Raw genomic sequence first — 25,044 nt, forward strand, 5'->3', positions numbered from 1 at the left:
ATGGCACAATCAAGCAATAAGAAAAAATACATAGTCTCAGCAGGAATTGTGGCAATAGTTATTGGCGCGCTTGTTGCAATTAATCAATTTGTTTTTACGACACCGGATACCATGAAAACACCAACCGTTGCTGCCGCATCTCAGAATGGCCGAAAGTTACTTTTTAGTGATGAGTTTAGTGGTAATAAAGTTGATGAATCGAAATGGAATTATTGCTATGACAGATACTCATATAAATATAGTGGCTGTACAAATTACGGTAATTCAGAAAATGAATGGTATTTACAGTCCCAAGTGACGCAGGGGGCGGGCAATCTAATCCTAGCAGCCGATCGTCAAAAAACAACTGGGGATAACCGCAACGGGTCAGAGCAAGACTATGCGTATAGGTCAGGTATGGTATCTACTGGCGCAAAAGATGATAAAACTTCAGCCAAATGGGACGGTCTCTATGGATACTACGAAGCTCGTATTTTAGTGCCTGCAGGACAGGCAGTTTGGCCAGCATTTTGGCTCCTTCCAACTGACCGCGATTGGCCACCCGAAATAGATATCATGGAAATCTTAGGACAAAAACCTCATGATGTACTTTATACCTACCACTGGAAAAAACCAGACGGTACCGTTGCTCAGGATAGCAGTACGAAAACACTCGAAAAATCTACGAGTGATTCGTGGCATACCTACGCAGTTAACTGGCAACCAGGAAAACTTGAATGGTACACCGATGGAGTACTAACGAAGACGACTGACAGCGCAAATGTTCCGTCAAAGCGTATGCAAATTATCATGAACCTTGCGGTTGGCGGAACGCTTCCGGGAGAGATTGATGATACAACTCCGAAAAAAGCCGTCATGTTAGTTGATTATGTGAGAGTCTATGATAAGAAGTAAGTTCCTCGTCCGCTTACTTACAATTTTTAATATTGGTACATTATCAATACTTGCAGTTCTTGCACTTGCGACTGCGCTTCATCCGACTGTCAATAAGTTTGGCTTGTTTCAGCCAGTCATTTTGATATTCTTTGGTGCGATATTAATCAACATTATTCTGATTGCTATTGCGAACGTACGTTTTAATTTAGGAAAACTTAGGTGGCTTATTGTTCCAACGACTATAGTAATATTCATTGGTATTTTAGTGGCACAGCTTTTCTTTGCGCAGGCACTTTTATCTTCAGGCTACACATGGGATAGTAACACTGTCTTTCAAGCAGCTGTCATGCATGTTCAATCTGGTGTTATTGATAGTGGCAGTACAGGATACTTTCAGTCCAGCCCGAATAACCTAGCACTCTTCTTTATTCTCGATAATTTATTTTCTATCATGAAACATTTTGGTTCAACTAATTTCCTTTGGGGAGCGGTTGTTCTCAACGTCGCTGTGACATTTCTGACTCAGATCATTATATATTTCGTCGTAAAAATGCTATTTGGAAGAAGGACAGCTCTTTGCTCTCTCATTGTTAGCTTCGTGCTCATTGGGCTCAATCTCCATATCCAAACGCCATATACGGATACACTAGCTATTTTATTCCCAATTTTAATATTCCTCCTCGGTCTCTATCTTGTGAAGTTTCAAAATACCGGGCTACGGCTACTATTTGCTTTCCTTATCGGCGCGGCGACGATAATGGGAACTCTTATTAAACCGACAGTCGTTATAGCGGCAATTGCACTTGTAGCCGTTGCAATCATTTGGGCCATTAGTGAACGTAAAACGATTAGAAAAGATAAACTTTGGCTTACCGTTATTATGTCATTCATCGTATTTTTTGCGACAGCTGCAGCTGGTTATATTGGTTACGGGTCTTACGTTGATAGTCAGCATATTCTTCCGTATGCATACTCACAGTCTGGTAAGAACTCGTTACCCCCCGAGCACTTTATAAATATTGGTACAAAGACGAAAATTAACGGATATTCGGTGAACTATGGTGGCTATGACGGTGATACTGCTGGTATTGTGTCAAAACTAGACGGCCATGATGCTAAAGTTGCTTACTCTGATGATGCAATTACGACTCAGCTACGATCGTATGGTATGTTAGGATATCTTGACTTTCTAAAAGATAAGCTCATGTGGATTATGTCTGACGGTACATTCTTTGCCTATGGAGAAGGTGATCTTAATTCAATTAAGTTTGAAAATAACAGTGAGTTTAGCCAGAACGTTCGACAGTTTACGACACCACAAGGAAAGTACTATGCTTTATTCGGTAACATCCTCCAGGCATTCTGGGTTGCAGTCTTATTCCTCATAGCGCTTCAGCTCATGATTAGCATACTATGGAAGCCGGCACGTCTTAATCTATTTCTCACTATGCTTCATTTAATGATTGTTGGCATCATCGTATTCCTATTAATCTTTGAAGGTCGCTCCCGATATATATTCCTATTTCTCCCTATCTTCATCGTAACTGCGATGTATACACTTAACTGGTTTAGAAATATAACCCGTGAAGATAAGCCTCAAAATCTTGCAAAGCCCCCAACTCATCGATCGGACTCAATGATTGATTCAAAAGTCTAATTACTCCATTTCATAAACTATTTTTAGATCAAGAAAAAGAAACAGCCCTCTTTGAGGGATGAAATGACATCAATGACGTTTGAATGTCAGAGGTCTGTTTCTTCCGCTCAGCCGAGGGCTTTGCGTGTGGCGTTTTTTTGGGACGCTGCGTACGCCACAGTCAGGACGAGCACGAGGATGAGCGTCATGAAAAGCAATCCGAAGATCAATGCTTCCTGACGAGCAACTTCTACGGTCAACTCTCGTGGTCTGTTTGGAACCGTTCCGCCGTACTTGTCGGCCGATACGACTTCGAATACTTCGATGAACTTCACTTCTACGAAGAACAAGATCACCATTTCGATCCATGCGGCGACAGTAGCTACCGTTCGTTTCATGATTTCCTTTCGGTTGGTGAAACGTTAAAAATATTATAACACTTATTTAATATATTAACAATATTTTGTTTAAAAATATTGTCATACAATTTTAGCTTTTTGCTATGATAAGAGCATGACCGAAGTAGTTCAAAAACATTCTGCCGGTGGGCTTGTTATTAAAGATAATAAAGTCCTTCTGATTCATTGGGACGCCCCGAGAGACACCTACGATTTTCCTAAAGGAAGTATTAATCCAGATGAGACCGTAGAACAGACCTGTACTAGAGAAGTATACGAGGAGACAGGATATAAAACTGAAATAGTTAAGTTTATTGGCAAAACGCATTATGAGTATGACTGGATCGATGGCAAACATCATGCAAAAACAGTCGACTACTTTTTACTCAAGTTAGTGGACGATAAGTCACCCACGCCTGAGAGGGAAAAGCATGAGACGTTCAAAAATGTTTGGATTAACGTCAAAGATGCTGGAACAATCCTGACAAGAGAGATTGATAAAGAGATCCTCACAAAAGCTTTAAAAATGGATAAGTCTCAACCAGACCTTGTGAGCACATTCGATTACAACGGCATCATCGATGTCGAGTGGTACGATATCTTTAAAAAAGAGGATATTCCAGATCTCCCATGGCAACACGTATATGTTATTGGGGATTATAAAGGCAAAGTGCCAGTAGTCATTTTTCCATCGGGTAATGAGAATTTACCCGGCGGTAAAACTGAGACTGGTGAATCTATAGAACAGACGCTTGTAAGAGAAGTTGAGGAAGAAACAAATATGCGCGTTATAAGCTGGGAGCCACTTGGCTACCAGATATGTACACGTAGGGACAACGGGGAAGTAAATAATCAGTTTAGAGCTTACGCTAAGCTTGAAAGAATAGGAAGGTTCATAAATGATCCAGGTGGAAACATAGTAGGCCATACATTGGTTGACCTAGAACATCTTAATGAGCATATAAAGTACGGTGTTGGTGGGGAAAGATTAATCTTGAACGCGAAACAACACTTTAAGTAACATTAAAATAAAAAAGTACTATTTAATCCTGCATAGACTTTGGCGGTATTAAAGCGGTTTCCTCTAGTAGCTCAACTCTTGTTTTAGCGACGAGTTCATCCCACTCGCTACCAGATTCCTGCTCAATAACGTAAAGGTTATGATCAACATATCCACGCCCCTCATTAATGAGTTCTGTATAAAGTATATCTTCTAGAAGTTTCGTATGAAGATTATCAAGTCTCTTTTTAGCTGTTTCTCTATCCATGACCATTATTATACTCTTTTGTCGTGGCCGGTGCTAATTCATCGCTTTAGATATAGGAAAAAATATATTAACCAAGAAGTACGCAAATAATTTCACAGATAGAGATATTTTTGACAGCCTAAAGGATCCCACTTAGCTAGCCAAATACTGGCTATTGCTCTGATACGTGCTTTACTCGGAAGGCAACTACTACTACTCTGAAATATATGCCTGATTGCGCTGTTGGTACCTTGCGTCGTATTCGCCACTTGCCTCAGCCGTACGCTGGAACATGACTTTTTCAACACAGACTTCCTTGATGTCAGGCTGGGTTTCTAAAATACTTCCCACTTCTTCAATGAAATCTTTAAGTGGCATCGCATTTGGATCATGCGCCTGTTCGGGGCTAATAAGCTCCGTTTGTACGTACGGCGGTATGAGCTCAATAACTTGTAGCTTTGTGTGTGCTAGCTGTGTCCGTAATGACTGTGTGTACGAATGGATCGCAGCCTTCGTTGCGTTATACGTTGGAAATGTTGCAGTGGGGAGAAAAGCGAGCCCTGAAGACACTGTCATGATAGTACCCTCTGACTGTTTCTTAAGTAGCGGAAGAAGAGCTGAATTGAGATTAATTTGACCAATAAGGTTCGTCTCGATGATTGCCCGTGAGATATCCCTATCGTTATTACCAATTTCTTCTGGCTTCATGATGCCAGCATTGTGTATCACTGTATTAAGCCCGGGATGTGTTTCTTCGAGCTTTGCCACAACATCTTCGATTGAATCAGAGTTACTAATATCAAGAGCGATCGTCTCGATACCATCATTTGCATGTGCGACCTCATCAAGTAACGCCTGTCTTCGACCAGCAATAATAACTTTATTACCTTTAGCATGGAACATTTCGGCAAGTGCTCTGCCGATTCCTGATCCACCACCTGTAATAAGAATTGTGTTATTTGTCATTTTCATAATAATTTCTCCTGTATATAATTGGCCTTATTAAACGAACAAATGTACATCCCCCTCTATATAGTGTAGAACCTTATTGGGCTTTAAAACAAGGATTGACATACCTACGTATAGATCCCCAATTTGTTTATGCTTGCAATATGCATCAAGCAAAACCATACTAATACCATTCCTTAATGAGGAGGTGTAGTGCTTTCAGGACATCAGGTCATGGCAGCACACCCACTCTCTCATGGAAGGAAGGTACATGAAGTCTACCACGCAGCCGTCCGAAGCTTTTCTTGAGGTTCAGGCGCAGAGAAAAGTAATTAGCAATCAACTCTTCGAGCTGACAGTCAAGGACAACTGGTTCAAGGCGCTAGACTCATCGCTTAGGAGCTATACTGGTGGATCAACCGTCACTCATGATCGCTACTACGCCAAGCCAGAGCTCAAGGGTCTCTATGGCCGCCTTTACCTTGGGGGCAGTGAACTGACTCAGACAGCCCGCGAGTACAAGGAAGATGCGCTCGGCGAGAAGATCAACGACGATCGTCTGAAAGAACTCATCGAGGAGGTCCTTCATGATGAACTCGAGAAGTACGGTATCGAGCTCAAATGGTATAGGCGTCGCAACTGGGACGGTACCGACCGTGTGCTGTTAATGTACTCCAAATCTGAAAATGTGCCTTCGGACACATAGCCCGCACCGAAGTAGAGCCTGCTCCTTCGGGAGCGGGCTATACTTATTATCGAAAGGCACACATCACGAGTTATGATATTTCCACTAATAGAAGTAAAATATATCTAATGGATGACAGTCAAAATAAATCTCTTGCAGATATGCAGGTAATGATTCGTAAGTTTTGTGATGACCGAAACTGGGATCAATTTCATAATCCAAAAGATTTATCTATCTCTCTTTCATTAGAGGCGGCTGAGCTTTTGGAGCATTTTCAGTGGAAAAATGAGGATGAGATACATATACATATGGAGAAGCATAAGGATGAGGTCGCTGCAGAGCTAGCAGACGTATTCTATTGGGTATTATTAATGGCAAATAAATTAGAAATTAATCTTGTAGAAGCATTCGACCATAAAATGATCAAGAATGAAGAAAAGTATGCAATTGATCAGTCGAAGGGTAGCCACAAGAAGTACACTGAGCTAAATAAATGATAGTCTATTCGTCAACGAAGCAGAAGTTTCAAAGTGACATAATGTCAAATGACATTGCTGGTATTATTCAATCTGCTTTTAAAAACGCAACTGGTCATTCTACGGGAATATCCGAAGTAGAATCTTGGCGCAACTCATTACAATATGTAGATCGCGTATTGAGCGATCCTTTGATACCTGAAGACGCTGGCGTGGCGGTTGAATACCATATTCCGCAGTCTTCGAAGCGAATCGATTTTATTCTGTCTGGTAAAAATAGCAAACATGAAGATACAGCTATACTCATAGAGCTAAAGCAGTGGCAAGAGTCTTCGCTTACTGACAAGGACGGGGTGGTAAGCACCAGGTTTAGGCACGGAGTCAAAGAAACATCACATCCTTCTTACCAGGCCTGGTCATACAAGTGCCTGCTTGAAGATTATAATCAAACAGTACAAGATGAAGAGATCAATCTTGTTCCGTGCGCTTATCTGCATAACTATAGTGAAGATAATGTTATCAAAAATGATTTTTACTCCAAGTACATTGATGAAGCACCTGTGTTTTTAAAAGATGATGCGCTAAAGCTTAGGGAATTCATCAAGACGCATGTTAAATATGGCGATACATCTAATGTGATGTATCGTATAGATAACGGTAAGATCAAACCCTCTAAAAACCTAGCCGACCAATTAACCTCAATGCTGTCTGGCAATAATGAATTTGTATTAATTGATGATCAAAAGGTGGCTTATGAAACAGCCCTCAAACTTGCCGAAGAATCTCAAGCGGGTATGAAGAATGTTTTTATAGTTGAAGGTGGACCGGGGACTGGAAAGTCTGTTCTCGCAATAAATTTACTCGTTGAACTCACAAAGCGTGAAACTGTAGCGCAATATGTGACAAGAAATTCAGCCCCTCGTGAAGTCTACAAAGCTAAGCTAACAGGCACGTTTAGTAAGTCACGTATAGATAATATGTTTAGCGGTTCAGGATCGTTTCATAGTTTAAAGAATGACACATTTGATTGTCTCATTGTCGACGAAGCTCACCGTTTAACTGAAAAGTCAGGACTATTTAATCATCTTGGAGAAAACCAGGTGAAGGAAATTATTTCTACCAGCAAGTTTAGTATCTTTTTTGTAGATGAAGATCAAAAAGTTACTTTAAAAGATATTGGCGATAAGGATGAGATTAGTTTTTGGGCAAATAAATTAGGAGCAAAAGTGACTAATATATCTCTCGAGTCGCAATTTCGATGTAATGGATCAGATGGTTATCTATCATGGTTAGATAATACTTTACAAATTCGCGAGACTGCCAATAAATTACTTGATGGAATAGACTACGATTTCAAGGTACTTGATAGCCCAGCTGAATTACACGAAGTTATAGTTGAAAAGAACAATTTAAAAAATAAAGCACGACTTCTTGCTGGCTATTGTTGGAAATGGATAAGTGGGAAAGACTCGTCCTTAAAGGATATCCAAATTGATAACTACAAGGCTACATGGAACTTAAAAGCTCATGGCCAATCTTGGATAATTCATCCAGAGTCGGTGAGTGAGGTTGGGTGTATTCATACAAGCCAGGGTCTGGAGTTAGATTACGTTGGAGTGATTATTGGCCCTGATCTTATCGTACGTAATGGCAAGATAATCACTGATGTAAGTAAGCGTGCAAGTTCGGATAAATCTGTGCAGGGATGGAAAAAAATGATGAAAGAAGATCCAAAGTCTGCTTCAGCTCGATTTGACATGATCATAAAAAACACATACCGCACTCTCATGACTAGAAAACAAAAAGGGTGTTATATTTACTGTACGGATAAAGAAACTGCAGATTACTTTATTAATGCATGCAAATCATGAGTTAATATATATAAGTTTCGTCACATTAAGCATAAGTGGTATCCTTTAGATATACTATGGCAGCAAAAACTTATATTAATCGATGGTACCTCTATGTTCTGAGGTTAGAGGACGGTAAATTTTATGTTGGCATAACTTCAAAGACTCCTGAAATAAGAATGCAAGAACATCGAAATGGGGTTAGGTCTGCATATTGGACTGCCAAACATAAACCTTTAGAGATTATTCATCAAGAAGATCTCGGATTAATTGAAAAGTCTCACGCCGAACAGAGAGAAAACAAGATGGTTCGTGCGCTTATGAAACAGCGAGGATTAAATAATGTGCGTGGCGGTGATCTGAGATCTGTTAAAGATTACATTTTAAGGTTCGGCTATGTATGGGATGAGTATGAATGGTACTCTTTAACGGTAGTGGCATTCCTTATGTTGGTAATTCTTGCTCTTTTGTTAGACAAATACATTTTTTAAAATTCCTAAACATGAATTGAATCTATCCATATTCAATAAGTAAGTTCTAAGAATACATTGAGCTACTATTAAACATAAATTAAATAGTAAACTCAAGCTAATGAAGGTCTATACTATAAAAATGGAAAAAAAATATAAATTTCGTAAATACTTTACGAGAATATTTGCAAGTCTTAAGAATATACGAGTTAAAAATGCATTTTCAAGAAACCGTTCCATTGATCTGTCTATTCAAGAAGGATTTGCATTACTTGAAATTCTTGGTAAATATTAATATGCCAAAATTTCCAGATGATTGGTTGGGCTGGCTTACTCTGATTGGCTCTATTGCTGGAATATTGGCAGCAATTAAGCTTTTTATAGTAAATATTTGGCTTAACTCATTTCAGATAAATGTACTCCTTGCATTGGAGCAGTCGGAACCAAAGATAATATCAGTTTTTAGGAAATTTGGTGGAGGAATTGTCTTTAGTGTAATGCCCAAGCAGGGTGATGTCGCTAATGATTACTGGGAATACTTTATGGATGGTGGTAAAAATGGCAACTCTTATGCAAATATTATATACCTGGCGGAATTAAGGGAAAAGGGATATATTACATTTGAATATGAGATGAGCAACAGCGGTGAGAAAGTAAGCGAAGATGAAGTCTATACGATAACTGTAAAGGGTCTTCGTACTGCAAAACTATACAAATATATACACATGGTGATATGAGATCTATGAGTCTAGGGCAGCAAATGGACTCTTACGAACGGTTTTCTAGCTTTAAGTAAGAAAAAGTAATTACATTAACTAAACATTATGAATACCACCTTCAGGTAAGTGCCAAACTTATAATAATCCATAAATATTTAAGATGTATGGATTATTATTTCCCCTATATCGAACACGTTGAGTTCCATACCTTCTACTCAGCTACTTGTAATAAAAATTTCAGTATGATATAAATTATAAGTTCTTCAGCGAGAACGTAGTTCAATCGTAAGGAAAACCTTGCGATACAGTTCATTGACAACTCGGAAGAGGGCAACATCATGAAGCGGAAATTTTCGGCTGTAATGTTTTTAATCCTAGTATTTTCATCTATGTGCCTACAAGGCACATTCGCAAACGCAAGTAGTGTATACGATAGCGTTTATGTGAAAACGAATACTTTGTACGCGGGTGATGCTAACTGCGAGTTCGAAGCTAACATAACAAACACATGGTCGTCCTACATCACCGACGAGGTGCGCTGGGGTACTGAGGTTGTTTCGATGACTGAGGATGCCAAACTGGCGTTTATCGAAGCGATGCAGAACGGTGATGTGTCAGTCAGTCAGGTGACCTGGCAACAGACGTCAAGTAGGGTTGGTAAGTATGTAACGGTCTATTTTTCTGAAGATAAGACTTCGAACTTAGAATGGAGTGGAGCAGTATCTACGAGAGGTTACCAATATGGCCTGTTGATAGGCTGTAATGGTGGACTAGATACTGCGCACCCCACGCCGTATCTATTTTTAACACCTACGTATAATTCACCCGGCACACTTTCACAAAACAGTGGAGGTTCAAGCCCTGTCGTGACGAATTTCTTCACCACAGTGACGCAAAATCTACCCACTGGATATGCCGGCGTGTCAATCATGACTCAGCCGACTGGAACGAAGTATGTCGCAATGGGAGATTCATTTAGCTCCGGCGAAGGGTCGTTTAACTATGATCTCCCGGGCGGGGACTGCCATCGTTCAACGGATAGCTACGCTTATTACTTGAAAAACAACTTGCCACTTGAAACTTTGGATTTTGTGGCATGTAGCGGAGCAGTAAGTGATGATTTCTTTCATCAAAATTCCGCTAATCCCATGGAAGATGCGCAATTAGATCATTTGAATCATGATACACAGGTCGTAACCCTCACGATAGGAGGAAACGACATGGGTTTCGCTAACGTGATGAACGAATGTGCAAAGTATGGAGATCATCCTGGTTACGGATGCTCTTCTGATAGCACATTGACAAATACTATGAATGACAGGTTGGCCGCTCTCGATGGGACCGCTAGTACGGCTATGTATATCGACGGTCGTGAGATTCATTCACTATCGTCGATTATTGAAGAAATTGCAGATAATGCACCCAATGCATCGATCTATATTGCTGGTTATCCAAAACTTTTTGGATCATCAACTAGCTATTTTGATGCAGATAGTAGCGCGCCAGGTGGTTACAAGTGTGCTTCGTTTCCTGCCAGTTTTTCTTACGCGGATGCTCAGTGGATGAATGATTGGGCTGACGACATCAATTCCGCAATTAGCGGAGCAGTTGACGATGCCGTGCTTAGCAGTATAGATGCACATTATGTTTCACCTGCGTTGTTTGATAGTCATGGACTGTGTGATAGTGGAGGGTCATGGATAAACTGGGTGTTTCTTGATAGTTTTGATCACTCAAAGTCAGAAAGTTTTCATCCGACCCCAACCGGCATGTCACTCGGTTACGGTTTGATATTTGAAACAACGATTAGCTAGCTGAAGATGTAGGAGCGGGGCGGTTTTACTTTCGAGTAATTCCGCCCCGCTTCCAATTAAATTTTACTAATCATAAATAATTAGGTCCTTGGTTCTTTGTTGTAGATATTTTTGTTATTATAGTAGAATGACAAAACTCTCAGCACAAAGAAAACAAATAGTAATAGGCATAGTAACTCTCATAGTAACTCCTTTTTTCGCATACTTTGGATCAAAATTATTAATATCTTCCACATGCGACAGTCAAGCAGTCTGGTCATTCTGTCAACTAGGTGAAATTCCAATAACAATCATTCTTTCTCTTGGCCTATTATTTATTGCCTCTATTTTCTTACTTCTGGGAACATTTCGAAAAAAATGATTATATTATATACATTAAACATAAGGACGAGACCTACTTAGCCTTAATACATATTCAATATGATAATGTATTTGTAATATACATTTTAATCTCATACATAAAAGTCTGTTAAGCCGAATTATTATAAAAAGCTATCAATGCTTACGGCTATTTATATATAAGACTATCATTTTACTCATGCTTGCTTGCTAATGAAGATTAAGAGTAATATGTTCGTATGAGTCCTGATGTCTTAGCAATATATTCTCAAACTGTAGTAACTGCAGCTGTCACACTCATAGTGGGCCTTGGGGTGTTTGGTGTTTACCTTTGGCAAAAGATTGATCATAAAAAAACCATTGCAAGGATTATTTTGATTGAGATAGAAAATGCCGAAGGTCAGCTTGTAGCCATAAAAGGTAATGAGTCAGATAGTTTACCTGAAAATACTCTTTTAATGCCTACCTCAAGTTGGGAAAAATATCGCCATCTTCTTGGGCGAGATTTCTCGTCCAGAGAGTGGGATACAGTTTCTGATTTTTATAATAGGTGTTCACGATATGATAAAGCTATCAATTATGACGGCTCAAGTTTAGAACACGACATAGAAGCATTCCGTACAAGCGTTAACGGTGCATTAGCTTTCGGTTTAGCCGTAACGATTTTAGGAGATACATCGGTTATGTCTGATGATGAACTAGATGGCCAATATGTCGAATTTAGACGTAGGGTTACTAATACATTTATGAAACCCGAAAATCTATTTTTATATAAACCGAATAAACCACTCTATGAAGCAACCAAGGCAATCAAGGATTTGAACGGCACACTTTCACTCACTTCTGTGGGAGACAAATTACGTAAAATTTCTAAGCCAAATATTTGGCAAAGAATTTTTAGTAAGCATAATTGAAACAGTAAGCCTCGGTAAATCCACTAAGGTCTGTAATAAGATTATTGATACCTGATATATATTTTAATAATCCGCCTCTTTCAGATAAAATATTTAAATTGGTAAGTTAGTAGTTTGCTACAATAGTTTAATGAAACTCCTCCAAATAAATACATGGACATTAAGATTATCATTCAATCTTTCAGATATGATCATTAATGAAGCGCCGGATATTGTAGCATTTCAAGAAATAGCAGATTCAAAAATACAAATTGGACTTTTCCCTTCGTTAACTGAGTTCATGGATAGAGTAAAATTTCATCATACATACTTTTCTCCAGTGTATAGCTTTTTATATATGTCTGGATCGATAGAATTTGGGAATGCGATAATTAGTAATTTAGAACTCCTAGACCAAAACACAGTTTTTACAAACTTGAAGTATAAAGATAACTTCTCCCTTCAAGATGATGATTATAATGTAAGAAATTTTCAACACGTTACCGCTAAGGATGAAAACGGAAATAAGTTTCACCTTATTAACCACCATGGTTATCACGTACCAGAACATAAGAAGGGTGATCAGTTTACTCTAAAAGCATGTGAGCAAATTGCAAAGTATGCAAATTCACTTGACGGTCCAGTCATTATATCTGGGGACTTTAACTTAGAGCCGGGAAGTGAATCACTTGCTGCAATTGAAAAGTCGTTCCGCAATTTATCTACAGAATATAAACTGAAAACGACACGCAATAGTTTGACAAAAAAAACGGAAGTGTGTGACTACATATTTGTGAATGAGTCAGTACATGTTACAGATTTTTATCTGTCCAAGGTTGTTGCATCTGATCATCAAGGCCTTGTGTTAGATTTTACACTTTCTTGATCGATTGATGATAACATCACTAATAATATTCACAGGCAAACTGGTTTAGACGATAGTTTTCTTGTCAATTGATCTCTTAACACTATCCTCAATTTTCGAAAGTAATATAACAGACTTTTCAGCGGATTTTTTTATTGCAAAAATTTTTCTTGATGAAGCTACTACATTATCAAACACAGCCTCACCGGGTACAGTCTTTAATAGTAGAGTCAAACCAGATAAAGGTTTTTGTGAGTGAATTGCTGCAAGTCTTATGTAAAAACTAAATGAAGCTAAATTCATGATTTCTCCTTCATTAAGATAGGGATTAAAAAGTGGCCTTAAGATTTTTTCATCGGCTGGATTTCCAGTTCTAAAGACTACGACTGTACCGACATTGGCTAGAATGATGTTAATCATATCTTTATCAGACTGTTGCGAGGTAGATTGCTCAGCCATCGTAAGAAATAGTTTGTACTTACGAGATTCAGATAACATCTGCACGAACGACATGGTGGCAAAATTCTGGAACTCATCAACATAAAGATAAAATGGTCTCCGATCGGTATTTTTTATACGAGCACGTCGTAGTGATGCCAGTTGGAGCTTTGCGAGAACTGCTATGCCGAGTAGTTCTGAAGTATCTTCTCCAATCATTCCTTTAGAGAAGTTGCAGATTAATATCTTACCTTCATCCATTATCATATCAAAGTCGATGGTAGATTTTGGCTGCTCTAAGATGCCTTTTGCTGTAGCTGAGAAGAGGAATCGACCTACCTTGGAGGTTATACCGGCCGCCATTTTAACTTGTTGGAAATTGCCAGCTTTCCCAAATTCGTTTCTCCAAAACTTTTGCAAGTTTTCATCCTCTAAGGTGGCCGTAACATTCCGGCGATATCTTCCGTCATTCAGTAAGTCGTAGATAGTAAAGAGTGTAGCATTTTTAACTGTTAAGGCAGTTTGGGTAGCATTACGAAGTACATATTCAATTCGGTGTCCGCCGGTATCGTCATTCGAGAATATTTTCCTAAATATAGACACGACAGATTCAGTAATAATATCTTTCTCTCTAAGTAAGTCATCTCCTTCAAGCTCTTCGTTTAACTCAAGTAGGTTCATGCCTATAGGATAGGAAAGGTCATCAGGATTAAAGTAAATAACATCTCTTACTCTGTGCTCTGGAATTCGGCTAGCAACCTCCTTGGCCATATCACCGTGAGGATCGATAATGGCAAGGCCTTTACCATTTTCTATATCCTGCATTATCATATATTGAATCATGGTTGTCTTCCCATTGCCTGTGCCGCCAATAATATACATGTGTCGTTCCCGTTCTGCTCTGGTCATTCCGATGGGTGTTCTAGAGCCATGATGGTTATTAGTACCAATCAGTACATCGAGTTCCGTGTTACTTTTTAGCGAGAGTGGAGCGGGGAGTGTTCTGCTAAGTGAGCTGACTAAGTTCTCTGTCTGAGAGGATCCTATAAACGGAAAGTGATAAAAGTCTCCAACCTCAGATGCTGCAAAAATTGACTCCTTATATAAAAGTATGGACGGAATGCGACGACGTACAGAGCTGGACGACTTAGCTAAGAGGTTCTTAGATACAATTATCTGGTAATTGGGTACCGAAAAAGCCTTCATTGATAAAATGAGACCCTTCATTCGCTCACGAGTTTTTTGTTTCGAGTCTGCAATAACCAACATGCGCATACTTACCTTAAATAGCGGCTGGTTTACTTTTTCATGAATCGACTCGACTAACTCTCGTTCAAAATTACTGAGAGCCCGGGCTGGCCGTAGGCCAAGTGCTACCTGCTGTTGCCGAGCGACTTCAATCGAATGTCTTTGAGTTGTTGATTGGGAGAAAATATTTATCAAACCAAATAGAAATGAATTTAAGGAAGTAATAATGCCGGTAGTTCGTAGGCGTCTTCTTGATATATGCTGAATTAAATCTTCATTTGATAGAATCTTACCTGCGATGGCCTTGGCCTCACGGCTTTTGTGGGGACGTATAACTAGCTGAAAGATAATCTGCTCGTTATCTTCTAGTTTTGTCATCGCTCCCGTAATATAGGATATCGGATCATGTTGTTGTAATCGCTGATGACCATTAATGGGAAAGGCAAAGTGCTTTGACTGCAAAAATATGTTCGTTTGTGTTCGCATATTTTTAAAAGAGACTAGCGGATCATTTATTTTTTTAATGAGAACATTTGGTATGTAAGAAATAAGGATTTGCTTAACTGTACTTGTGAGATTTGGGTGTGTTCCTATGATATATCGGATACCCTCTTTTCGAGAAGATACGATCTCAAGTGATGTAATCAATTCATGGCCTAAAACTCTATCTTTTAAAGATCTAGTATCTTCGATACCGTGGAGCACTCGAAAAAACTCTTCTGTCGCAAGCGGCTCTTTAGTCATATTTTGAGGTGGGGTGAGTTCTAGGAATACGATATCTCTATGGCGTATGTAATGATTTCGTACGAACCATATTACTACACGCCCGATAGCTAGTAGTAGAAAAATGGTCAGGATAATAATTCCAATGCTAATAAGTAGCGTATTTGACACGCGTACCCACTGAATGAGCGAATCGATCATCATGGATCCAGCCTTGGATTACCACTTATAAAGTCTCGAGGATCTACCGGAATACCAAACACATCAATTTGAAAGTGGACATGTGGCCCAGTCGCTCGCCCAGTCGCACCCTCAAGTCCGATCACATCATCCGGTTTTACTTGTTGCCCGACTTTTACGAGAGCCTCAGATAGGTGCCAGTACTGTGACTGAATAGCATTGCCGTGATCTATAAAAACATATCGTCCATACTGGTTATCAACATTCATAACGACGCTTACGGTACCCGGCATGAAAGTTGTGACAGGTTGGCCAATCTTGCCGTAACTATCGGCTATATCAATACCCGTATGATGATCTTGGTATGGTGGATCAGATGCTCCAAATTCGAGCGTAACTACACCAGCAACTGGCCAGGTTGTTGTTACGTCGAGGGTCGTCACAAGATCACCTTTCGGATCATATATCTCTACCTTGTGGTTCGATGGGTTAACACCTACAAGGCTACTCGCTGCGGCTGATACACCAACATTTGCAAGTTCAACTACTGCAATAACCGGAAGAGTAATGAGAAGTAATATGACGCCTAGTACCAGCATAATTTCATTTCGAAACGTAGTGATAATCTTAGCAGTCATGAGATTCATGATGTGTATACCTCATTTGGATTTGTCGTAATAAGTGGATGCTCCTTTTCGGATGCAACTATCTGTACTGCTACATGGTTTTGATCAGCAATAATAATTCCATCACCCCTATCACAGGTAAGAAGAAAGGACTGCTCATATTCACTCAGGTTAAATTCCGACACGACGTTTTTTATTGTTGTCGTATCTTGTCTCATAAGAATACGAAGTGAACTCTGAGATGCGATTGCTCGGCCATATTCACTTTTTAGAAAGTCATTTGCTTGTTGCGATATTATAGCTACACCAAGATAATATTTACGCGCCCTACGTACAAGCCCAGCTACAAAACGTGCACTCTCTTCATGCTCCAGTAGTAGCCAGCCTTCATCTATAACGAGTAATCGCTTTTTTGGGTAAACCTTCACTTGATTCTGGACGAAATTAGCAATGATCATCATCATGATCTGGCGCAAGCTTTCGGGTAGGTCTTTAATATCGAATATAACTAATCGGTTATCAAGTTTTATATTGGTCTGAGCATTAAAGACACCAGCTAGCGATCCGCTAATATATTTCTCGAGTCGTTCACATAACTCAAGTTGACCCATACCATGAAGCTGGGCGTATATATCTTGCAGGAGTGGCGTACCTATACTCTCATCTTTATAGACGCATAAGATAGCTCTATCAATCGCCGCTTTCTCGCGTGGGTTCAGACCCTCAGCCATAAGTGAAAGTATCTCTATTAAATCTTGCACATGTTCTGCCAGGCTATCATTTGAATAAGAGTTAGTCGCTAGATCAAATGGATTAATTTTCTCCTGACTTCTTGCAGATAGTTTAATGTATGTGCCTTCTACTGAATTTGCTAGTTGTTTATATTCACGTTCAGGATCAATCACAATAACACTTGTCCCTTGCATCAGTTGACGAAGAATTTCAACTTTGGCTGCGTAGCTTTTTCCACTTCCTGACTGAGCAAACATAATACTGTTGGCATTGTTAAGACTGAAACGGTCTAATATCACAAGCGAATTGTTGGATTTATTGATGCCGTATAAAATACCCGCTTCATGCACGAGTTCAGACGAAAGAAGTGGGAAGGTAAGGGCAGCTGATGAGCTATCGAGATTTCGTTTCTGCGACAAGATGTCTTCACCTCGAGGGAGTACCGACTGCAGTCCTTCTATTTGTTGAAACCTGGCTGATTTGATATAGAATAGTCGAGCCGATAATTCAGTTTCAAGTAGCTTTGTCGTATTATCCAGAGCTTCAAGTGTCAGTGCACTAATAGTGATATAGATAGACATCTGAAATAGTTTTTCTTGTCCACGTTGGATCTTATCTCTAAGATCGGTCGCTGATTCGAGCGGATCGGTAATTTCAGATCCAACTATTCGACCACTCCGTATCATGGCTCTTCTCGTCGATTCAAGCTCTGTAATTTTACGTCGCAACTTTGGTAAGGCCTGTAGTGCATCGACCTCGTGAACATGATACGAGATGTCGCAGTTATGAGAGAAGTTAATGAGGCTGTTGAGCCAACCAGATGAAGCTGTTAGAGGATACCCTGATATAAAAAGGGTACGCATATAAATATCATCAATCTCTATGTAGTTTGGCTGCTCTTCAAGCCCTGCATAAGAAATGACATCCATCGGATCTTGTTGACCATAGCTAAAATCAAGTTTTTGCGTACTTGCACGCGGCTTTGTTTTGCGTGACAAAAGAGTACAAATCATTTTCGATTGCCTTATAAGTGTCATAAGATAGCCTCCGTAAATAGTTTCATTGTTTGTTCGGTCAGTGACTGACGTTTAGCTTGAACAGGGCTATAGAACTCGTAGAACATATCAAGCACTTCTAAGCTACTCAGTTTCCTTGTTTGGACGCCTAGCCTGCCAAGGCCCTTACTGACAATGTCACTACTGAGTCGGAGTTGCTCGTGGATAATGGCGGTATTTTTACTGCTTGCAACAAGCGAGCCTGTGTAAGGAATAACGATATAAAAACGTCTAGTGAGAATCTTATTTTTTATAACCAGACTTTGTATAAATTCGCTATAGTGTCTCGCTTGCTCTCTATAGATTGATTCTTCCTCACTCTCCACTCGTGATCGGAATGCTTCTAGATATGTATCCATATCCATTTCTCTAACTCGTATAATCATCTGAAGAGGAGACGAGAGAGCATTTAAAAAAGCTTGGTATGTGTCGATCATTGCATCTTGCTCATCTTCACTCTTTAGCTCAAAGTTAATCGATGACGATTCGAGTATCACACGAAACCTATTGCCAGCGAGCATAAGCACTCCATCATCAACTCCCTCTATAGCTATCTGCTGCCGCGACGAAGCTTTTTTAATCGTTTTTTGAAACACTGACATAGAGTGATCCTTTCCTACTACGTTTATATACGATCTTTTTTGTGCCACCGTGTATCAACTGCTCAAACCCAATTCGCTCCGCAGTTGTAGAAATGTGCAGCGGTGGACTTGGGATATTTATTTCTTTTGGCTTATCCAAATTTTTTTCTTGGTTTCGTTTGATAAGAATTGGTCTCAGTGTCTTATCGTTTTTATTAAATACATAATAGCGAGGCCTCATGTTGTAGCGTGCAAGTAGTTGCGCCCAGTCGAGGATAAGTGTTCCACGTACGCGTATCGCTAGTACTCCAAAACTGACGATTATGATCAACATGACAATAACTTTATACACGCCAATCGCAAATGTGGGTGGTAACGCTGCATATATAACACCCGATATAAAAATAGGTAAAGCGATCAGTATTAACTGTGTCAAACTAAGATTCCCAGCGACCTTATCCTCGATGCTCGTGACCTGTGCTGGAACAATAGCAATTTTCATTTATTTACCACTTTCGTTATTGTTACGGTTTTTGGAACTTGAGCAGCTACTTTGCGACTATCTCTAAATCGACTTGTCGCCTGGTCTATGCCGTACATAAACTGACCACCTAGCCTTCGAGCCGACCGCGCACCAGCACTCGCCACTACAAGTGACGACATTGAGTGTTCAGTTTTGAGAAGCGCGAGTAAGGTCGCGACACCTACGAGTGTCGACATAACTGGATCGAGCACTTTATGCGGATCATTTTGTATCATGCCGTTAAAGATTGAAGCTGCCAGTACCAAGATGACTACATGAATGAAGAGTACAAACACCGTTGTTAGATATGTACGCAGTGCATTAATCGCGAAATCCTTAAAACTAGGTACCAGCCAAAGGAGAAGTACGAGCGGTGCAAGTACGGCTCCAATGTATAAGATGACAAGTCGAAGAATATAGTAGATGAGCAGAATAATAGACAATACAATAAACACGATAAATACAAGGAGCGCCGCCAGCTTCATATCCTTTGACTGCTCGGCAACCAGTTTTAAGCTATCCCACACGCTCGAGATCGAAAACCCTGCTTTTAATGCATTAATCATACCGTTCGACAGGCTAACGATGCCGTCGATGAGAAAGATCGAACTATTCATCAGCATGAAGATCAGAATTAGCTGTGGTATTAGATGCTTGAACTCTAGCTCATCTATCCCAAGTGAGCTCGCACTCATAATATGAAATCCAAGTAGTATGACGACAAGTATAAATAAGACATCTGCAATGGCCAGAATCGCAAGCCATAAATTAAGCACACTACTGTTAGGGGACATTAGCGGAGTCGCATTCGTGAAGTAGCCCAGTGCACCAATAAAGGGCTGAGCTGCTGACTCGATAATATTCCTGAGAAGCCCAGTAATAGCCTCAACAAGTACATCCACCAAACTACCTGAACTTGCCGTTGGCTGAACTGGAGCTAGTGCGGGTACTTCGCTTGACGGAGTTGATCCACTTGATGTAAATGTATTTGTAAGAATACCAGTAAGTGTCACAGCAGCGAGTACAACAACTAGGCCGATGATCGCATTACGAATGATATGTTTTGCATGCTGAAGTTTTTCCGGTCTACCGCTACTCGTTATCATCTGGATGCCGCCGTTAACGATAAAACCGACAGCTACTATTCCAGCAAGAACGAATAGGCTTACGACTATAGGATGGATAAACGTTTGCATTGAGTTGGTTGTAGCTGCTATATCAGCCACAAGTGAGAAATGGGCTGATAGGTAGCTCATAACCGATTAACTCCCGAATGCCCCAGTGGCGAGTGATGTAACAATATTTGCGATGACGAAAGCTGCAATTGTAATGGCTAGTCCGATAGCCGCCCAGGTAATTGTCCGCTTTGCTCGGTCAAGGTGCTCCGGATTACCGGAGCTGGTAATGTAAGTGAACCCCCCTACAACAAAAAAGCCGGTCGCTGTGAGACCGGCTAATCCTGCAATAATCTGTATGATACTGCGTATGAAGTTTTGTACCTGCGACACATCCCCTGTCGCCGCAAAGACCGGAGTAAAAGATAGTACCTGGATGACAATCACCGCACTAAGCTGAATGATAAATTTTATATTTCGCTTCGTCATGGGGCAGGTACTCCTCTTTGGCTACGATAATAGTCTCTAAATCGTAGCATATATATTTGACGTGTCAACTATATTATTTCAAAATAGGTTTAAGCATAACTAGTATGCATTATTTATGTTTGCTTTATGAGTTTATTGTGTATTTATATTGACCTCCTGACATTTCAGGAGTATTTTATATGTAAGCGTACGGGATGTTCCCGGTGAGGATAGCTGTAGTTGGCTATCTATTGCGTTTGTCAGAGGAGTGTTTATGCTTACCGATCTGAGTAGGTACAACCTTCCGCCGATGCACACGGTCACGAGTGCTCAAGAACAAGAGGAGAACGATCGTCCGTCAGAAACCTGCATCGTCTCGGCGATGAACATCATCAGGCGTACCCTGAGCCGACACCGGCGCAGGGGCCAGGGCCTCACCAGAGAGGCACTCTGGAAGCGGTTCGACACCGACAAAGTAGGGGGCACGTACGACGAGCGACTTCAGTCGTTCGAGATTGCACTTGCAAGGCTCAAGGCATCTTCAGAGGTCAACTTGATCTCTGTGCCGGAGTTCCTCGGGGGCAAGTGGGTGGGCGACACATCCATCTACCGAATCACACCTGGTTGCGGTTCGTCCAGCAAGCAGGTTCGAAGCAGCAAGGCCGTGCGACAGATCGCATGACCATTCCCCAGGTGGGAACGTTCGGGATCCGATGAGGCGGCCATGAAAAGCCACTTCTCTCCCAGAACGTTCCCACCTGGTGGACACACAACCCAAGTTTGGGTTATTTTTTTACATTTTTACATTATTTCGATGAAACACGTATAAGGCGACGATATTATTTAAATCTAATGAAATGAAAATAGGACGCACGTAGTGTGCGTCCTATTCCCGAACTGATCCTGTCTAGCTATGCAGGAATACCCGCCGGCTGGTAGCCCATGACGGCGACCTTGCCCTTGAGTGCGAGCTGGATGCCCTGTGGATTGTCGTACTCGAGACCAAGCATGGTGAATGGATCCAGGATGTACCACCAGTCGAGAGTCTTCCCGAATGCGAACAACATGAACGCCATCGTTTGATCACCGAGAATTCTTCCTGCGGTGATGTAGTTGATCTCCTCACCGAGACGGGGAACTGACCTACCGTAGCTCTCACTGGGCCAGCCTTTGAGGAGTTCGATCATCTCAGCTGCATGCTCGTGAACCTTGTTGGTCTTGAGAGCAATCTTGACGAGGAAGAAGTTGAATACTTCGCTACCTTCGACGGGTTGTTGGTTCTCATCCGCCTCGCCGAGCGAGTCGTTGAGGAGTACGTTGATTCTCGCGATATCCATCGCAGGTACATCCTTTCAGTCGGGAATACATATAATATATCATAAAAACACGTAATTAGCAACTATACGTGTCGACAGCGGCTCACATTTTTCGATGGCCACCCCTGATGAAAAATGGTATACTGATCCATATGAGTATCATTTTTAAACGAACAAAAATACTAGCGACGCTTGGCCCTCCGACAAGTACACCAGAAATGATCGAGAAGCTTGCGAGCGCTGGCGTCAACGGATTTCGCCTGAACTTTAGTCATGGTGACTACCCAGAGCGCGATGATCAAATCAGATGGATTCGCGAAGCAAGTGAGAAACTTGGGAAGCCAGTTGCTATCTTGCAGGATCTTCAAGGTCCAAAAATCCGACTCGGTAATTTAAACGAAAATATGTCAGTGAAGACTGGTGATGTATTAACACTTGATCACGCCGCTGAACACGATGGACTTATTATCCCAATTCAGTACAACCTTGCCGAAAAAGTAAAAGTAGGGGAGCCTGTCTATATCTTTGATGGTAAGATTCGAACGACTGTTCTTGAAATATCTTCTCAAACAGCAATTAAAGTTCGTGTTGAAAACAATGGAACACTGATGAGCCGAAAGGGAATTAACCTTCCTGATACGGACTTTGGTGGTGACATTCTTACCGCAAAAGATCTCAAAGATGTTGAGTTTGGTGCGACCCGTGACTTTGATTATGTCGCTCTTAGTTTCATCCAAAGTCCTGAAGATATTATTAACCTTCGTCAAATTCTTGTAAGCCTCGGCTCAAACGCTCAGATCATTTCGAAAATTGAAACAAAAGCTGCAATTATGGACGGTGTTCTTGAAGAAATTGTAAAAGTAAGTGACGGTGTCATGGTTGCCCGCGGAGACCTTGCGGTTGAAGCAGGTGCAGAAGTTGTTCCAATCGTTCAGCGTAAAATCATCGCTCTTTGCCGTAAGCATGGAAAACTAAGTATCGTTGCGACGCAGATGATGGCAAGTATGGTTGACGCACCAGAGCCAACTCGCGCCGAAGTAAGTGACGTCGCGACTGCTGTTATCCTTGGCGCGGACACTGTCATGCTCTCCGATGAAACGGCCAACGGATCGTATCCGCTTGAAACAGTTGCTGCTATGAAAAAGGTAATTATCCATACCCAAGAGAATGTTCCAGTTGCGCCGATTGCTGAAGTCACAACACGCGGAGCAGCAGATCTTGATGCGATCGCAGCTGCTGCAGTAAAACTTGCAGAGCAGCTTAAAGTAACGGCTATTATTGCGAAAACGAAGACAGGCGCCACTGCCTGTGCCATTGCTGCCTACCGTCCAAACCTTCCGATCATTAGCCTAACAAGTGACATAAAGACAGCCCAAAAACTAGCGCTCTGTTATGGAAACCGAACGTATGTTCGTCCTGACGGCGAAGGGGTTGCGTACAAATTAGGTATGGAACTAAAAGAAGAAGGATACTTCAAATCTATCGATGATAAACCTATCCGAATCGCTATTGTAAGCGGAAGTCAACCAGGCATGCCAGGAACCACTGACACAATTAGGATGCGTGTGCTAAAATAACAACAAAAGGGGTGGGGATGAAATTTTTTAAAGAGACTATACGTGACGTGCCGCTAGAACACCAGACTGTTCTTATGCGCGCAGACTATAATGTGCCGTTAAATGCTAAGGGTGAAATTGACGACGATCTTCGTATTCGCGCCAGTCTTCCAACGATTGAATATTTGCTTGAACGCGGCTGCAAGGTGGTGATTATTAGCCACCTTGGTCGCCCAGAAGGTATCGATCCAAAACTGAGTCTCGAACCTATTGCGGTTCGACTCGCACAGCTCCTTAGTCGTGAGATTAGGTTTATTAATGATACGATTCATGACCGTGCAGCTCAGGTTGTAAAACGTGCACCAAAAAACAGTGTTATCGTGCTTGAGAACCTTCGTTTTGATAAGCGCGAAGAAGCTGATGACATGGACTTTGCAAAAGCAATCGCTAAAGCATCAGGCGCACGCTATTTCGTGCAGGATGGGTTCGGTGTTGTTCACCGTGCTCATGCCAGTACACACGCAATTACGATGTGCCTCCCAAGTGTTGCTGGTCTTCTTCTTGAAAAAGAATACATGTCTATTACAGGTGCAATGAATCATCCAAAACGACCACTTTACGCAGTCATGGGCGGAGCAAAAGTGAGCGATAAAATCGGGCTTATTAAAGAATTCGTGACACGTGCCGATAAGATTATTGTCGGCGGCGCCATGGCAAATACATTTCTTGCATATAAAGGGCTCTCGCTTGGTGCAAGTAAATACGAATCAGATCAAAAAGATACCATTGATGGTATTTATGCTGCGGTCCGTGAAAAAGTAGGCGATGATGTCGATAGTTTCTTGGTTCTCCCAAGTGATGTCGCAGTTGCAACCTCAATTGATGCTGATCAGCCTCGTAAAAATGTCTCAGTTGATAAAATAGGAGACAAAGACGAAGCACTCGATATTGGTGATCAGACGATCGAAGTGATTGTAAAAGATGTCACAGATAACGCCGCGACCGTCATCTGGAACGGAACGCTTGGCTACGCTGAACTTCCAAACTTTGCTCATGGCTCTGCAAGACTTGCGATGGCACTTGCGACAAAACCAGAGACAACATCAATTATTGGTGGTGGTGATACGGCCGATTTCATTATCAAATGGGACGCAAAAAAAGGTGGTAGTTTTACGCACGTTTCTACTGGCGGCGGCGCGAGCTTAGAGCTCATGGCTGGGGACAAATTGCCAGGTATTGAAAGTTTGCTAGACGCCCGTAAATAAGT

The 25,044-nt window shown here is 41.1% G+C and carries 26 protein-coding genes; 15 read left to right on the forward strand and 11 right to left on the reverse strand.

The window, feature by feature from the left end; genetic code table 11:
- Window positions 1–894: a glycoside hydrolase family 16 protein gene (locus ABIS22_00245; GenBank protein MEO7740327.1), complete on the forward strand. Its 894-nt coding sequence runs from the start codon at window positions 1–3 to the stop codon at window positions 892–894.
- Window positions 881–2,533, forward strand: coding sequence for a glycosyltransferase family 39 protein (locus ABIS22_00250; protein ID MEO7740328.1), 1,653 nt, complete (start codon window positions 881–883; stop codon window positions 2,531–2,533). Before ABIS22_00245 ends, ABIS22_00250 begins: the two co-directional genes overlap by 14 nt.
- 107 nt (window positions 2,534–2,640) lie before the next feature.
- Here ABIS22_00250 and ABIS22_00255 read toward each other — a convergent pair whose 3' ends face one another.
- Window positions 2,641–2,910, reverse strand: a complete 270-nt coding sequence (locus ABIS22_00255; GenBank protein ID MEO7740329.1) for a hypothetical protein — start codon at window positions 2,908–2,910, stop codon at window positions 2,641–2,643.
- A gap of 115 nt (window positions 2,911–3,025) precedes the next feature.
- Here ABIS22_00255 and ABIS22_00260 point away from each other — a divergent pair, with 115 nt between their 5' ends.
- Complete coding sequence (locus ABIS22_00260; GenBank protein MEO7740330.1) at window positions 3,026–3,931, forward strand: NUDIX hydrolase; 906 nt, start codon at window positions 3,026–3,028, stop codon at window positions 3,929–3,931.
- Window positions 3,932–3,953: 22 nt separating this feature from the next.
- Here ABIS22_00260 and ABIS22_00265 read toward each other — a convergent pair whose 3' ends face one another.
- Both ABIS22_00265 and ABIS22_00270 read right to left on the reverse strand, forming a co-directional pair.
- Complete coding sequence (locus tag ABIS22_00265; GenBank protein ID MEO7740331.1) at window positions 3,954–4,178, reverse strand: hypothetical protein; 225 nt, start codon at window positions 4,176–4,178, stop codon at window positions 3,954–3,956.
- A 192-nt stretch (window positions 4,179–4,370) separates the two neighbouring features.
- On the reverse strand, window positions 4,371–5,129 hold the full coding sequence (locus tag ABIS22_00270) for an SDR family NAD(P)-dependent oxidoreductase (GenBank protein ID MEO7740332.1): 759 nt from the start codon (window positions 5,127–5,129) through the stop codon (window positions 4,371–4,373).
- Window positions 5,130–5,376: 247 nt separating this feature from the next.
- On the opposite strand from ABIS22_00270, the gene ABIS22_00275 reads away from it, so the two are divergent.
- The 9 genes from ABIS22_00275 (at window position 5,377) to ABIS22_00315 (ending at window position 13,237) form a co-directional block, all read left to right on the forward strand.
- Complete coding sequence (locus ABIS22_00275) at window positions 5,377–5,811, forward strand: hypothetical protein (protein ID MEO7740333.1); 435 nt, start codon at window positions 5,377–5,379, stop codon at window positions 5,809–5,811.
- Window positions 5,812–5,918: 107 nt separating this feature from the next.
- Window positions 5,919–6,287: a nucleotide pyrophosphohydrolase gene (locus ABIS22_00280; protein MEO7740334.1), complete on the forward strand. Its 369-nt coding sequence runs from the start codon at window positions 5,919–5,921 to the stop codon at window positions 6,285–6,287.
- Window positions 6,288–6,328: 41 nt separating this feature from the next.
- Window positions 6,329–8,137, forward strand: coding sequence for a DUF2075 domain-containing protein (locus ABIS22_00285; protein ID MEO7740335.1), 1,809 nt, complete (start codon window positions 6,329–6,331; stop codon window positions 8,135–8,137).
- A gap of 56 nt (window positions 8,138–8,193) precedes the next feature.
- Window positions 8,194–8,607 carry a GIY-YIG nuclease family protein gene (locus ABIS22_00290; GenBank protein ID MEO7740336.1) on the forward strand — a complete coding sequence of 138 codons (414 nt, stop codon included), beginning with the start codon at window positions 8,194–8,196 and terminating at the stop codon, window positions 8,605–8,607.
- A gap of 100 nt (window positions 8,608–8,707) precedes the next feature.
- The gene (locus ABIS22_00295) at window positions 8,708–8,881 is read left to right on the forward strand and encodes a hypothetical protein (protein MEO7740337.1); all 174 of its coding nucleotides are present in this window, start codon (window positions 8,708–8,710) and stop codon (window positions 8,879–8,881) included.
- A gap of 1 nt (window position 8,882) precedes the next feature.
- Window positions 8,883–9,323, forward strand: a complete 441-nt coding sequence (locus ABIS22_00300; protein MEO7740338.1) for a hypothetical protein — start codon at window positions 8,883–8,885, stop codon at window positions 9,321–9,323.
- A 425-nt stretch (window positions 9,324–9,748) separates the two neighbouring features.
- Window positions 9,749–11,119, forward strand: a complete 1,371-nt coding sequence (locus ABIS22_00305) for an SGNH/GDSL hydrolase family protein (protein MEO7740339.1) — start codon at window positions 9,749–9,751, stop codon at window positions 11,117–11,119.
- A 578-nt stretch (window positions 11,120–11,697) separates the two neighbouring features.
- On the forward strand, window positions 11,698–12,372 hold the full coding sequence (locus tag ABIS22_00310) for a hypothetical protein (protein MEO7740340.1): 675 nt from the start codon (window positions 11,698–11,700) through the stop codon (window positions 12,370–12,372).
- Between the two features lie 130 nt (window positions 12,373–12,502).
- Window positions 12,503–13,237, forward strand: coding sequence for an endonuclease/exonuclease/phosphatase family protein (locus tag ABIS22_00315; protein MEO7740341.1), 735 nt, complete (start codon window positions 12,503–12,505; stop codon window positions 13,235–13,237).
- 45 nt (window positions 13,238–13,282) lie between these two features.
- On the opposite strand, the gene ABIS22_00320 is transcribed toward ABIS22_00315, so the two are convergent.
- The 7 genes from ABIS22_00320 to ABIS22_00350 are packed head-to-tail and all read right to left on the reverse strand — an operon-like array spanning window position 13,283 to window position 20,926.
- A complete protein-coding gene (locus ABIS22_00320; GenBank protein ID MEO7740342.1) occupies window positions 13,283–15,829 on the reverse strand; it encodes a type IV secretion system DNA-binding domain-containing protein in 2,547 nt (848 codons plus the stop codon).
- Window positions 15,826–16,452, reverse strand: coding sequence for a M23 family metallopeptidase (locus tag ABIS22_00325; GenBank protein ID MEO7740343.1), 627 nt, complete (start codon window positions 16,450–16,452; stop codon window positions 15,826–15,828). The genes ABIS22_00320 and ABIS22_00325 overlap by 4 nt, the downstream gene beginning before the upstream one ends.
- Window positions 16,449–18,176, reverse strand: a complete 1,728-nt coding sequence (locus ABIS22_00330) for an ATP-binding protein (protein ID MEO7740344.1) — start codon at window positions 18,174–18,176, stop codon at window positions 16,449–16,451. Before ABIS22_00330 ends, ABIS22_00325 begins: the two co-directional genes overlap by 4 nt.
- 20 nt (window positions 18,177–18,196) lie before the next feature.
- Window positions 18,197–18,820: a TraC family protein gene (locus tag ABIS22_00335; GenBank protein MEO7740345.1), complete on the reverse strand. Its 624-nt coding sequence runs from the start codon at window positions 18,818–18,820 to the stop codon at window positions 18,197–18,199.
- On the reverse strand, window positions 18,795–19,301 hold the full coding sequence (locus ABIS22_00340; GenBank protein ID MEO7740346.1) for a PrgI family protein: 507 nt from the start codon (window positions 19,299–19,301) through the stop codon (window positions 18,795–18,797). The genes ABIS22_00335 and ABIS22_00340 overlap by 26 nt, the downstream gene beginning before the upstream one ends.
- A complete protein-coding gene (locus ABIS22_00345; protein MEO7740347.1) occupies window positions 19,298–20,578 on the reverse strand; it encodes a pilin in 1,281 nt (426 codons plus the stop codon). The genes ABIS22_00340 and ABIS22_00345 overlap by 4 nt, the downstream gene beginning before the upstream one ends.
- Window positions 20,579–20,584: 6 nt before the next feature.
- Entirely contained in the window at window positions 20,585–20,926 is a 342-nt protein-coding gene (locus ABIS22_00350) for an MMCAP2_0565 family pilin-like conjugal transfer protein (GenBank protein ID MEO7740348.1), read from the reverse strand.
- Window positions 20,927–21,179: 253 nt separating this feature from the next.
- On the opposite strand from ABIS22_00350, the gene ABIS22_00355 reads away from it, so the two are divergent.
- The gene (locus tag ABIS22_00355) at window positions 21,180–21,587 is read left to right on the forward strand and encodes a hypothetical protein (GenBank protein MEO7740349.1); all 408 of its coding nucleotides are present in this window, start codon (window positions 21,180–21,182) and stop codon (window positions 21,585–21,587) included.
- A 229-nt stretch (window positions 21,588–21,816) separates the two neighbouring features.
- On the opposite strand, the gene ABIS22_00360 is transcribed toward ABIS22_00355, so the two are convergent.
- Window positions 21,817–22,242, reverse strand: a complete 426-nt coding sequence (locus tag ABIS22_00360; GenBank protein ID MEO7740350.1) for a hypothetical protein — start codon at window positions 22,240–22,242, stop codon at window positions 21,817–21,819.
- Between the two features lie 131 nt (window positions 22,243–22,373).
- On the opposite strand from ABIS22_00360, the gene pyk reads away from it, so the two are divergent.
- Both pyk and ABIS22_00370 read left to right on the forward strand, forming a co-directional pair.
- Window positions 22,374–23,798 carry a pyruvate kinase gene (gene pyk, locus ABIS22_00365; protein MEO7740351.1) on the forward strand — a complete coding sequence of 475 codons (1,425 nt, stop codon included), beginning with the start codon at window positions 22,374–22,376 and terminating at the stop codon, window positions 23,796–23,798.
- Window positions 23,799–23,815: 17 nt separating this feature from the next.
- Window positions 23,816–25,042 carry a phosphoglycerate kinase gene (locus tag ABIS22_00370; protein ID MEO7740352.1) on the forward strand — a complete coding sequence of 409 codons (1,227 nt, stop codon included), beginning with the start codon at window positions 23,816–23,818 and terminating at the stop codon, window positions 25,040–25,042.
- The last annotated feature ends 2 nt before the right edge of the window (window positions 25,043–25,044 follow it).

It is taken from the genome of Candidatus Saccharimonadales bacterium (assembly GCA_039928925.1).
Taxonomy (GTDB): domain Bacteria; phylum Patescibacteriota; class Saccharimonadia; order Saccharimonadales; family Saccharimonadaceae; genus UBA6022.

Coding starts and splice junctions, on each gene's coding strand:
- pyk (MEO7740351.1), top strand. CDS start 22,374: ATGAGTATCATTTTTAAACGAACAAAAATACTAGCGACGCTTGGCCCT.
- ABIS22_00285 (MEO7740335.1), top strand. CDS start 6,329: ATGTCAAATGACATTGCTGGTATTATTCAATCTGCTTTTAAAAACGCA.
- ABIS22_00325 (MEO7740343.1), bottom strand. CDS start 16,452: ATGAATCTCATGACTGCTAAGATTATCACTACGTTTCGAAATGAAATT.
- ABIS22_00275 (MEO7740333.1), top strand. CDS start 5,377: ATGAAGTCTACCACGCAGCCGTCCGAAGCTTTTCTTGAGGTTCAGGCG.
- ABIS22_00350 (MEO7740348.1), bottom strand. CDS start 20,926: ATGACGAAGCGAAATATAAAATTTATCATTCAGCTTAGTGCGGTGATT.
- ABIS22_00250 (MEO7740328.1), top strand. CDS start 881: ATGATAAGAAGTAAGTTCCTCGTCCGCTTACTTACAATTTTTAATATT.
- ABIS22_00245 (MEO7740327.1), top strand. CDS start 1: ATGGCACAATCAAGCAATAAGAAAAAATACATAGTCTCAGCAGGAATT.
- ABIS22_00330 (MEO7740344.1), bottom strand. CDS start 18,176: ATGATTTGTACTCTTTTGTCACGCAAAACAAAGCCGCGTGCAAGTACG.
- ABIS22_00290 (MEO7740336.1), top strand. CDS start 8,194: ATGGCAGCAAAAACTTATATTAATCGATGGTACCTCTATGTTCTGAGG.
- ABIS22_00370 (MEO7740352.1), top strand. CDS start 23,816: ATGAAATTTTTTAAAGAGACTATACGTGACGTGCCGCTAGAACACCAG.
- ABIS22_00265 (MEO7740331.1), bottom strand. CDS start 4,178: ATGGATAGAGAAACAGCTAAAAAGAGACTTGATAATCTTCATACGAAA.
- ABIS22_00360 (MEO7740350.1), bottom strand. CDS start 22,242: ATGGATATCGCGAGAATCAACGTACTCCTCAACGACTCGCTCGGCGAG.
- ABIS22_00270 (MEO7740332.1), bottom strand. CDS start 5,129: ATGAAAATGACAAATAACACAATTCTTATTACAGGTGGTGGATCAGGA.
- ABIS22_00280 (MEO7740334.1), top strand. CDS start 5,919: ATGGATGACAGTCAAAATAAATCTCTTGCAGATATGCAGGTAATGATT.
- ABIS22_00310 (MEO7740340.1), top strand. CDS start 11,698: ATGAGTCCTGATGTCTTAGCAATATATTCTCAAACTGTAGTAACTGCA.
- ABIS22_00255 (MEO7740329.1), bottom strand. CDS start 2,910: ATGAAACGAACGGTAGCTACTGTCGCCGCATGGATCGAAATGGTGATC.
- ABIS22_00355 (MEO7740349.1), top strand. CDS start 21,180: ATGCTTACCGATCTGAGTAGGTACAACCTTCCGCCGATGCACACGGTC.
- ABIS22_00260 (MEO7740330.1), top strand. CDS start 3,026: ATGACCGAAGTAGTTCAAAAACATTCTGCCGGTGGGCTTGTTATTAAA.
- ABIS22_00300 (MEO7740338.1), top strand. CDS start 8,883: ATGCCAAAATTTCCAGATGATTGGTTGGGCTGGCTTACTCTGATTGGC.
- ABIS22_00320 (MEO7740342.1), bottom strand. CDS start 15,829: ATGATGATCGATTCGCTCATTCAGTGGGTACGCGTGTCAAATACGCTA.
- ABIS22_00295 (MEO7740337.1), top strand. CDS start 8,708: ATGAAGGTCTATACTATAAAAATGGAAAAAAAATATAAATTTCGTAAA.
- ABIS22_00315 (MEO7740341.1), top strand. CDS start 12,503: ATGAAACTCCTCCAAATAAATACATGGACATTAAGATTATCATTCAAT.
- ABIS22_00340 (MEO7740346.1), bottom strand. CDS start 19,301: ATGAAAATTGCTATTGTTCCAGCACAGGTCACGAGCATCGAGGATAAG.
- ABIS22_00345 (MEO7740347.1), bottom strand. CDS start 20,578: ATGAGCTACCTATCAGCCCATTTCTCACTTGTGGCTGATATAGCAGCT.
- ABIS22_00335 (MEO7740345.1), bottom strand. CDS start 18,820: ATGTCAGTGTTTCAAAAAACGATTAAAAAAGCTTCGTCGCGGCAGCAG.